Origin of the sequence: Stenotrophomonas sp. PS02289, assembly GCF_029960115.1 — a bacterium.
In the GTDB taxonomy this organism is placed as follows: Bacteria; Pseudomonadota; Gammaproteobacteria; order Xanthomonadales; family Xanthomonadaceae; genus Stenotrophomonas.
This window is the reverse complement of record NZ_JASCOZ010000123.1, coordinates 1-12,948: the sequence shown is the minus strand read 5'-3', so window position 1 is coordinate 12,948 and position 12,948 is coordinate 1. Positions and strand designations below refer to the sequence as shown.

Below are 12,948 nucleotides of genomic sequence, written 5' to 3'. Positions count from 1 at the left end.
CCGTTGGCCGGCCCACGTGTTGATTCCGACGTTCATGAGGGCCGGCCAACGGCCGGCGCTACCGGGATCGCCAGATTGCAGCTTTCAACGGACAACAATCCCCGCCGCCAACAACGCATCACGCGTAGTCGCATCATTCTCCGCACTCACCGCCCGGGTCAGCTCCCACAGATACCCGACCCGGAAGCCCGCCGCCACCGCATCCTGCGCCGTCCACAGCACGCAGTAATCCCGCGCCAACCCGCACACGTGCACCTCGGCAATGCCGCGCTCACGCAGCCAGCCGGCCAGGCCGGTCGGCGGGCGAGTGCCCTCAGGTCCGAAGTTCTCCTGGAACGCGCTGTAGGAATCCACCTGCCGGCGCGTGCCTTTGCGCAGGATCAGGTCGGCCGCCTTCCAGTCCACGCCAGAATGCAGTTCGGCACCGGGCGTACCCTGCACGCAATGATCCGGCCACAGCGTCTGCGGATGACCATGCAGGGTGATCTGCTCGAACGGCGCATGCCCCGGATGCTGGCTGGCAAACGAGGCATGGTCGGCCGGGTGCCAGTCCTGGGTCGCCACCACGGTGTGATAGCGCCGCTGCGCCAGCAGTTCCGCGATGCCGGGCACGATGGCGTCGCCGTCCGTACAGGCCAATGCGCCGCCCGGCATGAAGTCCGGTTGCAGGTCGACCACGATCAGGGCGACATCGACGGGGAAGCGGTTCATGGCAGCGGTCACGGGGGCGGGGGAGACCAGTCTATCGCACGCAAAATCCCGTACGCCTACGCCCTGCACCATGACCGTAGAGCCGGGCTTGCCCGGCTGCACTTCGCGATTCCCCCGAAGCCACGCAGGGCGTGGCTCTACGGATGGTGCGACACGGTTCTACGGCTTGTCTTCATCCCCGTAGTACAACACCCCGATCTCGATCTTCCCGCGCCCAGCCGCCTGCCGATGCAGGTTGGTGTCGCGCAGCGAGTACACACACCCGCAGTACTCCTGCTGGTAGAACTGCTCGCGCTTGCTGATCTCCACCATGCGCGCCGCACCACCGCCCTTGCGCCAGTTGTAGTCCCAATACTGGATGCCGGGGTAATGCGCGGCCGCGCGGTGGCCACAATCGTTGATCTGGTTCATGTCCTTCCAGCGCGAAATGCCCAGCGAGCTGCTGATCACCGGGAAGCCGTGCTCATGCGCATACAGCGCCGTGCGCACGAAGCGCATGTCAAAGCACATCGTGCAGCGGATGCCACGCTCGGGCTCCTGTTCCATGCCGCGCGCCCGCGCGAACCACTCGCGCGTGTCGTAGTCGGCGTCCACGAAGGGCACGTTGTGCTTCTCGGCAAAGCGGATGTTCTCCTCCTTGCGCAACTGATACTCGCGCGAAGGGTGGATGTTGGGGTTGTAGAAGAAGATCGTGTAGTCGATCCCGGAGGCGGTGATCGCCTCCATCACTTCGCCGGAGCACGGCGCGCAGCACGAATGCAGCAGCAGCTTGGTGTGGCCATCGGGCAGGGAAAGGGTAGGGCGTACGAATTCGTTCATCTGGAATCCAATGCGCCCAACGCCGGCAGCGGCGGCGATGGGCGCGGTCTGCAACAGGGAAAAGGTCAGGCCGCGTTGGCGTCGGCGTGTTCGTCACGCAGCTGCCTTGCGGCGGCCACCAGCGCATCGAGCGCGGCACGGGTTTCCGGCCAGTCACGGGTTTTCAGCCCGCAGTCCGGGTTCACCCAGATCTGCTCCGGCCGCAGCACTTCAGCGGCCTTGCGCAGCAGGGCCACCATCTCGTCCTTGTCCGGTACGCGCGGGGAGTGGATGTCATACACGCCCGGGCCGATTTCGTTGGGATACTGGAAGCGAACGAATGCATCCAGCAGTTCCATGCGCGAGCGCGAGGTCTCGATGGAAATCACATCCGCGTCCATCGCCGCCACGGAGTGGATGATGTCGTTGAACTCGGAGTAGCACATGTGGGTGTGGATCTGGGTCGCGTCACGTACCCCGCTGGCGCTGATCCGGAACGCTTCCACCGCCCAGTCCAGGTAGGCGCGCCATTGTGCCCGGCGCAGCGGCAGGCCTTCGCGGATGGCCGGCTCGTCGATCTGGATCACGCCGATCCCGGCCGCCTCCAGATCCAGCACTTCGTCGCGCAGGGCCAGCGCAATCTGCCGACAGGTATCGGAACGGTCCTGATCATCGCGTACGAAGCTCCACTGCAGCACCGTGACCGGCCCGGTCAGCATGCCCTTCATCGGGCGGTCGGTCAGCGACTGCGCGTACTGCGACCAGCGCACCGTCATCGGCTGCGGTCGGCTCACATCGCCAAAGATCACCGGCGGCTTCACGCAGCGCGAGCCATAGCTCTGCACCCAACCGTTCCGGGTGAAGGCAAAGCCTTCCAGCTGTTCGCCGAAGTACTCCACCATGTCGTTGCGCTCGAACTCGCCGTGCACCAGCACGTCCAGGCCGATCTGTTCCTGCACGCGTATGCAGTGCTCGGTCTGGGTTGCCAGGAAGGCGTCGTAGTCGGCATCGGAGAGTTTGCCGGACTTGTTACGGGCGCGTGCTTCGCGCACCTCCAGCGTCTGCGGGAACGAGCCGATCGTGGTGGTGGGGAACAGCGGCAGTTTGAGTGCCGCCGCCTGGGCCAGATGACGCTGGGGATACGCACTGCGGCGCTGTGAATCGGCGGTGCCGATCGAGGCCAGACGATCGCTGACCGCCGGGTTGTGCACGCGCGGCGAGCGACGCCGGCCTTCCAGGCGTTCGCGTGCCCGCGCCAGCGGTGCCTCGGCTAGGGCCGGGGCATCGATCGCGTTGGCCAGCAGGCGCAGTTCTTCCAGCTTCTGCCTGGAGAACGCCATCCAACCGCGCAGCTCATTGTCTAGCCGGGTCTCATGTTCCAGGTCCACCGGGCTGTGCAGCAGCGAACACGAAGGGGCCAGCCACAGCGCGTCGCCTCCCACATGGCCGTGGGCATAGCGCGCCAGCAGCAGCGCATTGTCCAGATGGGTGCGCCAGATGTTGCGGCCGTTGACCACGCCGGCCGACAGTACGCGCCCGGCCGGCAGTGCCTTGATCACGGCATCCAGCTGTTCCGGCGCACGCACCAGGTCCACGTGCAGGCCATCCACCGGCAGCGAGGCAGCCAGTTCCAGGTTGTCCTCCAGCGCGCCGAAATAGGTGGCCACCAGCACTTTGGGACGAGTTGCCTGGGCCAACACTGCATAGGCGTGCGCGAACGCGGCACGGGCGTGGTCGTCCAGGTCCTGCACCAGCGCCGGCTCGTCCAACTGCACCCAGGCGGCACCCGCTGCGTGCAGCTTGCCCAGCAGTTCCACATATACCGGCAGCAGCGCATCCAGCAGATCCAGCGCCGGGCTGCCGTCGGTGGTCTTGGACAGCAGCAGGAAGGTCACCGGACCGATCAGCACCGGCCGGGTTTCAATGCCCAGGCCCTGCGCCTGGCGGTACTCGGCCAGTGGCTTCTCGCCGCGCAGCGCGAAGCGCTGGCCGGCCTGCAGTTCAGGCACCAGATAGTGGTAGTTGGTGTCGAACCATTTGGTCATCTCCAGCGCGTGCAGGTCATGCCCGTCGCGCTGCAGGCCACGGGCCATGGCGAAGTAGCCGGCCAGCGGGTCGGCATCGGCCAGGGCGCGGTAGCGGGCGGGAATTGCATCGAACAGGAACGCCGTATCCAGCACCTGGTCATACAGGCTGAAGTCGTTGCTGGGCGGTGCATCCACACCGGCATCGCGCTGCAGCCGCCAGTGCGTGGCGCGCAGGGTAGCGGCGGTGTCCAGCAGTGACTGCGCGCTGCTCTGGCCGGACCAGTACGCTTCGAGCGCGCGCTTGAGTTCGCGCTTGGCACCGATGCGGGGAAAGCCCAGATTGGTAACAGTGGTCATGAAAGGTGTCCTCATTGCTTAGCGGCATTGAGGAACGAAGGAACCGTGCAGCGTCCACGCCCTTGCGGTCATGTGCGCCCCACCAGCGACCTTCGCCCCCGCGGGCGAACCGGATGCCGTGAAGCGGACGCACGGGCGCAGCGCCACGCGTGCAGCATGGCGGCAGGCCCCGGCAACCTCCCCGCGGACGTTCCAGGTCGAAGCAGAGAGCGGTCGTGCTCCCTGGCCGGGGCCGGTATTCGGGCTGATGGACACGGGCCGACAGGCCCACCTAGTGCCCGCCGCTTCCCAGGCGCAAAGCCCAGTGCTGTGTGGCGGGGGTCGTTTCCATTCACCGCTGCGGGGCAGCTCCGGAATGAGCGCAGGACGCTTTCACCGGATTCCCGTTTAATTTCATCCCTTCATCTGCATGAAGAGATAAACACCTTCGGCCCGCACAAGGTAGACCCCGGGCGGGCGAAGGTCAAGAACGGGTTGTGGCGTCAGACCGGCGCGGTGTTGGCGCGGCTGCGGATCGTGGCGAAGGCTTCATCGACCTGCAGCTGGCCATTCTCCCAGACCGTGACCATGGCGTCTTCAGTCCCGGTCGGTACGCCGTCGTCGGCCAGTGGCACGGTACGCAGGAGGCCATCCTCCACGTTGCGCACCAGCTGCAGCCGCCCGCGCTTGCTCTGCTTGCCGCTGTCGGTCACCGGGTCCTTGTAGACGTCGATCCATTTGCCGTTGACCCGTGCCGCCGAACACTTCAGCGCGAACTTCTGGGTGTCACGGTCCAGGCGCTGCAGCAGCGCCCCGCCCATGCCGAAGGCCACGTTGTCGGCCGCGTAGCCGGCGTCGGTGATGCGTTGCAGGATCGCGCGGATGGTGTCCGGGTTGATGCCGTCGCCCTGGATCACCCGCACATGGTTCAGCACACGATAGCCCTTGCCGTTCACCGTATGGCCAATCGCCTCGTCCAGCAGCGTCAGGCTGTCGGCCACCACCTCCACCGGGTCACCCGAGTCGGGGCGGATCACCAGCGTCGCGCCTGAGGCGATCACCTCCTCGCGCAACGTGGTGCCCCAGTGCTCGCGGATGGCGCGGTAGATGTCATAGCTGTCCGACACCACCGCCACGATCGCACCGGGCGTGCCGAACTGCTTCAGCATGTTGCGGTAGGCGTCCACCTCGCGCTCGCGGCCCCAGCTGGTGATGGTGCTGTGCTCGGCGGCGGGGATCGAATAGCCCGCCATCGGCTCGTGGTAATGCGCGCGGGCCAGGCACAGCGCCGACACCGTATCGGTCCCGAGGAAGTTGACCAGGTGTGCGGCACCGCCCAGCGCGGCCGATTGCAGGCTTGAAACGCCGCGCGCACCGAAGTCGTGCAGCTTGAACGGCAGCTGGCCTTCCGGGTCGTCGCTGGTCAGTTGCAGGAATCCACGAATGGTCTGCTTGGCGTGCCAGCTGATGGTGGCCACGGTGATCGGGTACCACACGCGCAGCAGCAGCGTTTCCAGATACGACGGCACCCAGTACGCCTGCGGGTCGGTCGACTCGATGGTCATCAGCGCCTGATGCGTCGGCACCACGGTGCCTTCGGGTACGGCGCGGATGCGCACCGGCAGATGTCCGCCGAGGCGGTCCACGATGTCGCGCCAGCCGGCTTCATTGAACGGCTCACCGTGGGCTGCGAACAGGTCGCGCGCCTCGTCGATGTCAGCGTGGGTGACAGGACGGGCCAGGGCGTCTTTCAGGATCGACTGCAGTCCGAAGAACACGGTGCGGTCGTGCAGGCCGCCGCGCGACTCCACGTAGAAGAACGTGGCGTCGGTGCCCGGCGGGTACTGCAGCCAGTGGCTGGCCTTGTAGCTGTCGGTATTGAGGAGAAGATTATCGAGGTAATGCATGACGGGAAGCTCCTTCGCGTCGAGTGGCACCGGCGGTCTATCCACCGGTGATGGAACCCGGTCGGGCTCAGCCGCGACCCAGGAAATACTCCAGAATGTGCAGATGGTCTTCGTACAGGCGCGCACCCATATCCAGCGCCTCGCTGACCGGGAACCAGCGCGCCTTGTCGGCATCGTCGCCGCCGCGCACCGGCGGCAGTTCGCCGGCCGGGAACTCGAAATGGAACGCATGGGTGATGGTGCGACCGCGCTGGCTGCGCTCGGGGTGGTCGAACACCTGCTGGCCTTTCAATGAGCCCTTGAGTACCGGCAGCGGCAGTTTCAGCCGGGTTTCCTCGCGAAGCTCGCGCAGGCAGCTGTCGAGCAGGGTCTGGTCCTGGCCAACGAAGCCACCCGGCAACGCCCACAGGCCCTTGCCCGGCTCCGAGCGGCGGCGCACCAGCAGCACATGGCCCGAGTGCACGACCACCGCGTCGGTGGTGACGAAGGTCGGCGCATACGGCGCGTCCTTCCAGGCCGCCTTGTACTGCTCGATGAAGCGGTACTCGGCTACCAGCTGGTCATACGCCGGCGAACTCTTCCGGAACGCTTCCAACATGTCGTACACCGGGGCCGGCACATTGCCACGCAGCATCAGCAGCGCGCCGTGGAAATCCACGTCACCGGCCTCAAACAGGTAGCGGCGCAGTTCGGTGGCCGACAGCGTGGCCGTATGCTGCACATCCACCAGCGGCCACTGCGGGAACTCGCGCAGGTAGTAGCTCGATGCGTCCTTGTCCATGCCCACCAGGCCAACCTTGGCGTCAGCGGCGGCACCGTCTGCACGCAGGGCTTCAGCCACGTTGCGCTGCACGCCGGCGATCCACTGCGCTTCGTTGTACAGGTGGTCGCGCAGCGGCTGGATGATCAGGCGATCGGTGCTGCCATCGAGGGCGGCCTGGATCATCACGGCACGTTCGGCCACGGTCCAGGGATTGCGCAGGCTGCGGGGGGTATCGGCAGAGCCAACCAGGAAGATCAGCTTGCGGGCCCGGCTCAGGGCCAGGCGGGCAACGGCGGCGTGGCCGTTGTGAAAGGGCTCGAAACGCCCGATGAAGACGAGATAGTCGAATTCCATGAGAATCCCTCATGTCGTTGTGAGTGCCGCGGGTCTGTCCCTTGGCTTGAAAGCAATGCTACGCCTCCCATTCAGCACGTCAAGTGCCGGCCAATGGACCGAGGTAGCGCTGCCAGAGGTGATTGACCAGCTGCAGGCGTGGGTCGTACTGGCGCTTGCACGCCACCAGTTCGGGCCACTGCGGGTAGGCGCGTTGGAACTGATCAAGCGTGGCATGCGGCCGATAGGGCAGGTAGTAGCGTCCGCCGCACAGCAATGCCGCATCGATCAACGCACGCGTCCAGTCGGTCGCACGCTCATCCGACCACGGCAGGCGTCGCTGCTTGTGGTACAGCACGAAGCAGAACACGTGCTCGCGTGCCCAGGACAGCACCGCCCATGGATCAGCGGGTGCATGACGGATCGAGACGTTCAATGCATTGACGTGATGTGCCTTCAATATGTTTGCCAGCATCCGCGCAAAGGTGCGGAAGTGCGCCACCGGAATGAAGTACTCCTGCAGCAGGTAGGTCGACATGCTGCGCGTGCGCGGCTCCAGTGCGGCCACGTCCAGGCTGGCTTCCAGATTGCGACGCACCACCCGGGGCTCGCGCAGGGTCTTCTCGACCACCAGTTGTTGACGCAACTGCGCACCACCCGGCAGCTCGGACACCGCCCAGATCAGGTTCTGTTCGGTGCCGTAGTGCGCACCGACTGGCACCAACCGTGCCGTATCGGTCAACGCCGCGTCCGTGCGATACCAGGTCACCGCCAGCGGTGCGTCAAAATCCGGCGGCATCAGGTCGGCGTTGTGCATGATCGCGCGTGGATCGTCCCGCACGTGTTCGCCAAACCAGTCAACATACGTATCCAGCGACAGGCGCTGGGTGTGCCGGGCCATGGCCACGTTGTCCACGACGTCCAGCTCGACCTCGGAGACGACCCCAAGCAGACCGTAGCCGCCCAGCGCAGCGCGGAACAGGTCTCTGTTGTGGGAGCGCGAGGTCTCCAGCACTTCGCCCGAGCGCAGCACGATCTGCAGGGCGCGCACGCTGCCGGCGATGCTGCCGCTGCCCACGTAACGTCCGTGGCAGTTGACCGACACCGAGCCGCCAACGGTGAAGTTGCTGAAGCTCTGCATCACCTTCACCGCCAGCCCGTGGCGATCCAGCTGCGCCTGCAGTGCGCGCCAGCGCATGCCGGCCTGCACCCGTACCACCCTGCCAGGCACGTCCAGGAACACCAGCTGGTTGCAGGGACTCATATCCAGCTGCAAGGCCTGCGCTGCGCTGGTCTGCCCACCCATGCTGAAGCGTGCGCCGGCCACGCAGACGCTTCCGGTGTGACGCTCCAAGGTGGCGGACACGTCATCGGTGTGGCGGATCGGCACCACCTCGGCCACTTCGGTGGGCTCCAGTTGGCTGATGTCATTCACCGTCGGCGCGGGCTGGCGTGCGCAGGCCCCCAATATTGCCGCGCTGCTGCAACTGGCGATGAAGCGGCGTCGAGAGGTCATCAGCCTTCCTGGCAATGCGGGATGAGACCGATTGTGCCTGTTCAGCGAGCCGGGCGCGACGCGCGCCCTGCACGCGCCGGCAATTGCAGGCACCATACGGCTCCTGCTTCGATTGTGGTTCCTGCATGACTGTCGTACCTGCTTTCCTGCGTCGCACCTCGCTCGTCACCCGCATCATCCTCGGCCTGCTGCTCGGCATCGTGGTCGGGGTCGCACATCCACCCACCGCACTGGCGCTTGGCTTGTTGGGTGAAGTGTTCATCAACGCGCTGAAAGCGGTGGCTCCCGTTCTGGTGTTGGTCCTGGTGGTGGCTTCCATCGCTGGCCACCGCGGTGGTGGTACCCACATGCGGCCGGTGCTCATGCTGTACCTGCTGGCCACCGTCGCCGCGTCGCTGGTGGGCGTGGCGGCGAGCTTCCTGTTCCCGACCACGCTGGTACTCAAGGCAGCCGACACGGCGGCGCAGGCTGCACCCAGCGGTATTGGCGCGGTGCTGCATACGCTGCTGCTGCAGATCGTGGACAACCCCGTCAACGCACTGGTCAATGCCAACTACATCGGCGTGCTGGCCTGGGGCGTGGGCCTGGGTCTGGCACTGCGCCACGCCGGCGACGCGACGCGCGCCATGCTGGCCGATGTCTCCGCCGCATTCACCCGCGTGGTGCAGTGGGTGATCGTGCTGGCCCCGGTGGGCGTGTTCGGCATTGTCGCCTCCACCATTGCCGGCGCAGGACTGGGTGCCTTGGCCGACTACGCGCGCCTGCTCGCGGTGCTGCTCGGGGCGATGCTGGCGGTGGCCCTGCTGGCCAACCCGCTGATCGTGTTCCTGGTCACCCGTCGTAATCCCTATCCGCTGGTGCTGACCTGCCTGCGCGAAAGTGGCATCACCGCCTTCTTCACCCGCTCGTCCGCGGCCAACATTCCGGTCAATCTGGGCCTGTGCAAGCGCCTGGGCCTGCATGAAGGCACCTATTCGGTGGCGATTCCACTGGGGGCCACAATCAACATGGCCGGTGCGGCGATCACCATCTCCGTGCTCACGCTCGCCGCCGTGCATACCTTGGGCATCCAGGTCGACCTGCCCACCGCACTGCTGCTGAGCGTGGTCGCGGCCATCGGGGCCTGCGGGGCCTCCGGCGTACCCGGTGGTTCGCTGCTGCTGGTGCCGCTGGCCTGTGGGCTGTTCGGCATTGAGGACAGCGTGGCCATGCAGGTGGTGGCGGTTGGTTTCGTGGTCGGCGTCGTCCAGGATTCGGCGGAAACCGCGCTGAATTCCTCGTCGGACGTGGTGCTTACCGCTGCAGCCTGCGCGCATGCCGAGCGTACGTCCCGGTAACACAGCGAACATCACCTTCAGCCCAGCGTGTCGAGCACCTTCTCGACGCGCTGCTGCAGCGAGCCGGTCAGCAGGGTGAACGGCCGCTGCCGCTGGCGCAACCACGCGATATACGCGTCGTGCTGGGCGTGCCGGAACGCGTCATCGCGGCGCGTTCCGTCCTGCACAAACGGAAAGTCGGGCGCGCACAGGAACAGGTGCGCATAGGGACGATCCGCCAACGCGTGCAAGGCGGCGTCCGCGCGGCCAAACATGTCCTGGCAGTAGAGCAGGGTGGTCAGCGGCGTGGTGTCGCACACCAGCCAGCGATGGGCCGTTGCCGCCAGCGTCTCCTCGCGCCGAACCTGGACCTGAGCAATATGCAGCAGGTCGTCATACTGCAGCGCGCCGTTCTTGGCTTCCCAGTGCTCGCGAGCGAACTCTGCGGCCCAGACCGTCCGCAGGCGCTGTGCCAGCGCACCCGCCAGCGTGGTCTTGCCGCTGGATTCCCCGCCGAGCAGGCCGATGCGGCCGACAAAATCCGCATACACGCGGGGATCCAGATACTGGCGCAGGCCATGCGGATCGGCACGCAGCGTCGTACCCGACACCGGAACACGACGGCGGTCCAGGTCCAGGCACACATGGGTAACCGGCCAGACCGATCCCTCCGCCGCGCTGAAATGCTGCTGCAGCGACGCGGCGAAGCCGTCGCCATAATGCTCGCTGGTAAACACCGCATCGACGCGGCAGTTCCACAACGCGGTGCACACCCAGGCCACGAACGCGCGCTGTGCTGCGTCGTCATCCTGGTTGTCGGGCAGCGCTCGTGGCGCAATGCCTCGCTGCGTGCACAACCGCGCCAGCCCAGCGTCGTCCAGCACCAACCGCTCCACCTGCGGATACAGCGCTTCCAGCCAGGCCTCGCGACGCACCGCGTCGCAGCCGGGCAGCTCGGGCGTGCTCCAGCTCAGCAGCAGTACCCGGTCGCAGCGCGACAACGCATGGTCGATCAGGGCCTGATGGCCTCTGTGAAGCGGGCTGAACTTGCCAACCACCAGGCCGGTGTTGAAGCGATCCTGCATGTACGGTGTTCTTCCGTGAAACGGGGTGGCCAGTCTACGGGGTCGCCCAACGTCAGGGAGGGCGCAGCTGAACAGCGCGATCCGTGTCCGGAGTCTCAGGCCCTGAGAGACGCTTTCGTCATACTGGGCCTATAGCGCGGCAATGACAGGCAAGTCACACCCATCCAGGGACGGCCACAGGCGCATCCAGGCGTCGCAGGCAGCGGGGGTAGTGTGGTGGCAGACAAGTATTGCGATCTGGTCATGAAAGGCGGCATCACCAGCGGCATCGTGTATCCCAACGCGGTGTTGTCGTTGGCGCGCGAGTACCGCTTCAAGAACATCGGCGGGACTTCGGCCGGCGCGATTGCTGCCGCCGTAGCGGCTGCCGCCGCGATGGGCGACCGGCGGTGCCGCGCCGGGGAAGCAGTGGGACCCAACGCAGGCTTTGCCGGTCTGGCCGACGTCAGCACGCAGCTGTCGCGGCGCGGCTTCATCTACAGCCTGTTCCAGCCGGTGTACGGCGCTCGCACCGCGTATCGCCTGCTGGTGATGCTGACCGGCAAGGCCAGCGTGCCGCGCAAGGTGCTGTGCCTGCTGGCGGCGGTATTTGCCATTGCACCGCTGGAGCTGCTCGCCGCGCTGGTGGCCCTGCTCGGCATCGGCTGGCTGGCCGGCGGCATGGCCGGTGTCTGGGCTACGCTGCTGCCGTCGCTGTTATGCGCCTACGGCGCGGGCGTGCTGGCCTCGGCGCTGCGCGTGGCGCGCGTGGCCCGGCGCAACCTGCTGGGGCTGTGCTCCGGCGCCACCCAGGCCGATGCCGGTGCGCCCGCGCTGACGGACTGGCTGCACGCCCAGCTGCAGGCACTGTCGGGCAAGCCGCTCGACCAGCCGCTTACGTTCGCCGATCTGCACAATGCGCCGCGCTACGTGGGTGAGCCGGTGGGCGCGCATGCGGTCAGCCTGCAGATGATCACCACCTGCGTCTCGCACACCGAACCGCGTACGCTGCCCTTCACCGGGTCGCAGTTCTGGTTCCGGCGCGAAGAGTTCGAACGGCTGTTCCCAGCCAGTGTGGTGCATTGGCTGATCGCGAGTGCCGGGTCACCGCAGACCGTTGATGGCGTCGACTATTACCGGTTGCCCGAAGGCGAGCAGCTGCCGGTGCTGGTCGCCACGCGCATGAGCCTGAGCTTTCCGCTGCTGATCAGCGCGGTGCCACTGCATGAGCCCGCTCGACGCGAGCGTCGGTGCGAACCCGTGGATGACCCCGCGCCGCCACGCGACAACACCAATGTCGCCGACAGCATGGAAGGGCTGACCAGTGGCGGCCACAGCTGTGGCCCGGTGATCACCGCGTTCCGGGTGTGCTGGTTCTCCGACGGCGGCATCAGCAGCAATTTCCCCATCCACCTGTTCGACGCCGCGCTGCCGCGCTGGCCGACCTTCGGCATCAACCTCGTGTATCCGCGTCATGCCGAACCCGTGCGGCTGCCGCCGGATTCGCCCGATGCGATCAACGCCGCGGTATTCCTGCCCACCGAAAACCGTCATGGCTGGCAGCGCAGCTACCACGCCATCGCGCGGCCGCTGGCAGCGGCGGAGATGAGCGGCTTCCTGTTCTCCATCGTCTCGACCATGCAGAACTGGCGCGACGTGCTCCAGGCGCGAGCCCCCGGCTATCGCGACCGCATCGTGCATGTCTCTCTTCAGGGCGACGAAGGCGGCATGAACCTGGACATGCCGCAGGCCGTGCTCAGCCGCATTGCCGCCAAGGGCAGCGTGGCCGGTGAGCGCTTCTGCGATTTCTCGTTTGCCAATCACTACTGGATCCGCTGGCGCAATCTCGCTTCGGCGTATCAGCGCTATACGCTGGAGATCGCGCGCACCGATGATCCGCTGCAGCGGGTGGCGGCGTGGGAGCCAGCGTATGAGACGGTGGCCATCGGCGAGCCCTTGGAGCCCTCGTACCGGCTCAGCTCGGAAGAGAAGCGGCGCGAGTCGCAGCAGCTGTGGCGGATGATGGTGGAGCAGGGTGAAGCCTGGGAGGACCTCGGCCCGGACCTGACCGACGGCGCGCCGCGCCCGTTGCCGCAGATGAAGGTGACACCCAGTTACTAGGTAGCGCCGGCCGTTGGCCGGCCCTCATGAACCCATCAACATCACGTGGGCCGGCC

Annotated in this window: 9 protein-coding genes and 1 riboswitch; of the genes, 2 read left to right on the top strand and 7 right to left on the bottom strand. The window is 66.5% G+C overall.

Annotated features, from left to right (window positions below; translation table 11 throughout):
• Positions 1-84: 84 nt before the first annotated feature.
• The 6 genes from pncA to QMX83_RS15640 all read right to left on the bottom strand — a co-directional run bounded on the left by pncA (position 85) and on the right by QMX83_RS15640 (position 8,391).
• A complete protein-coding gene (pncA, locus tag QMX83_RS15665; RefSeq protein WP_282297566.1) occupies positions 85-711 on the bottom strand; it encodes a bifunctional nicotinamidase/pyrazinamidase in 627 nt (208 codons plus the stop codon).
• Positions 712-870: 159 nt separating this feature from the next.
• Positions 871-1,530 carry an epoxyqueuosine reductase QueH gene (locus tag QMX83_RS15660; protein WP_282297565.1) on the bottom strand — a complete coding sequence of 220 codons (660 nt, stop codon included), beginning with the start codon at positions 1,528-1,530 and terminating at the stop codon, positions 871-873.
• Between the two features lie 65 nt (positions 1,531-1,595).
• On the bottom strand, positions 1,596-3,893 hold the full coding sequence (gene metE, locus QMX83_RS15655; RefSeq protein WP_282297564.1) for a 5-methyltetrahydropteroyltriglutamate--homocysteine S-methyltransferase: 2,298 nt from the start codon (positions 3,891-3,893) through the stop codon (positions 1,596-1,598).
• A gap of 212 nt (positions 3,894-4,105) precedes the next feature.
• Positions 4,106-4,337, bottom strand: a riboswitch (cobalamin riboswitch).
• 38 nt (positions 4,338-4,375) lie between these two features.
• Positions 4,376-5,779 (bottom strand): nicotinate phosphoribosyltransferase, encoded by a 1,404-nt coding sequence (locus QMX83_RS15650; RefSeq protein ID WP_282297563.1) that lies wholly within the window; start codon positions 5,777-5,779, stop codon positions 4,376-4,378.
• Positions 5,780-5,846: 67 nt separating this feature from the next.
• The gene (locus tag QMX83_RS15645) at positions 5,847-6,902 is read right to left on the bottom strand and encodes a bifunctional nicotinamide-nucleotide adenylyltransferase/Nudix hydroxylase (RefSeq protein ID WP_282297567.1); all 1,056 of its coding nucleotides are present in this window, start codon (positions 6,900-6,902) and stop codon (positions 5,847-5,849) included.
• 73 nt (positions 6,903-6,975) lie between these two features.
• Positions 6,976-8,391 (bottom strand): FAD-binding oxidoreductase, encoded by a 1,416-nt coding sequence (locus QMX83_RS15640; protein ID WP_282297562.1) that lies wholly within the window; start codon positions 8,389-8,391, stop codon positions 6,976-6,978.
• 125 nt (positions 8,392-8,516) lie between these two features.
• Here QMX83_RS15640 and sstT point away from each other — a divergent pair, with 125 nt between their 5' ends.
• Positions 8,517-9,728: a serine/threonine transporter SstT gene (gene sstT, locus QMX83_RS15635; protein WP_282297561.1), complete on the top strand. Its 1,212-nt coding sequence runs from the start codon at positions 8,517-8,519 to the stop codon at positions 9,726-9,728.
• Positions 9,729-9,745: 17 nt separating this feature from the next.
• Here the strand turns inward: sstT and QMX83_RS15630 are convergent, their stop codons facing one another.
• Positions 9,746-10,792, bottom strand: a complete 1,047-nt coding sequence (locus QMX83_RS15630; RefSeq protein ID WP_282297560.1) for an AAA family ATPase — start codon at positions 10,790-10,792, stop codon at positions 9,746-9,748.
• A 243-nt stretch (positions 10,793-11,035) separates the two neighbouring features.
• Between QMX83_RS15630 and QMX83_RS15625 the strand changes: the two genes are divergently transcribed.
• A complete protein-coding gene (locus tag QMX83_RS15625; protein ID WP_282297559.1) occupies positions 11,036-12,892 on the top strand; it encodes a patatin-like phospholipase family protein in 1,857 nt (618 codons plus the stop codon).
• Positions 12,893-12,948 lie beyond the last annotated feature (56 nt).

What these genes read in the sequence shown, in the direction of transcription:
- pncA (WP_282297566.1), bottom strand. Translation starts at nt 711, where the DNA reads ATGAACCGCTTCCCCGTCGATGTCGCCCTGATCGTGGTCGACCTGCAA.
- QMX83_RS15660 (WP_282297565.1), bottom strand. Translation starts at nt 1,530, where the DNA reads ATGAACGAATTCGTACGCCCTACCCTTTCCCTGCCCGATGGCCACACC.
- metE (WP_282297564.1), bottom strand. Translation starts at nt 3,893, where the DNA reads ATGACCACTGTTACCAATCTGGGCTTTCCCCGCATCGGTGCCAAGCGC.
- QMX83_RS15650 (WP_282297563.1), bottom strand. Translation starts at nt 5,779, where the DNA reads ATGCATTACCTCGATAATCTTCTCCTCAATACCGACAGCTACAAGGCC.
- QMX83_RS15640 (WP_282297562.1), bottom strand. Translation starts at nt 8,391, where the DNA reads ATGACCTCTCGACGCCGCTTCATCGCCAGTTGCAGCAGCGCGGCAATA.
- sstT (WP_282297561.1), top strand. Translation starts at nt 8,517, where the DNA reads ATGACTGTCGTACCTGCTTTCCTGCGTCGCACCTCGCTCGTCACCCGC.
- QMX83_RS15630 (WP_282297560.1), bottom strand. Translation starts at nt 10,792, where the DNA reads ATGCAGGATCGCTTCAACACCGGCCTGGTGGTTGGCAAGTTCAGCCCG.
- QMX83_RS15625 (WP_282297559.1), top strand. Translation starts at nt 11,036, where the DNA reads ATGAAAGGCGGCATCACCAGCGGCATCGTGTATCCCAACGCGGTGTTG.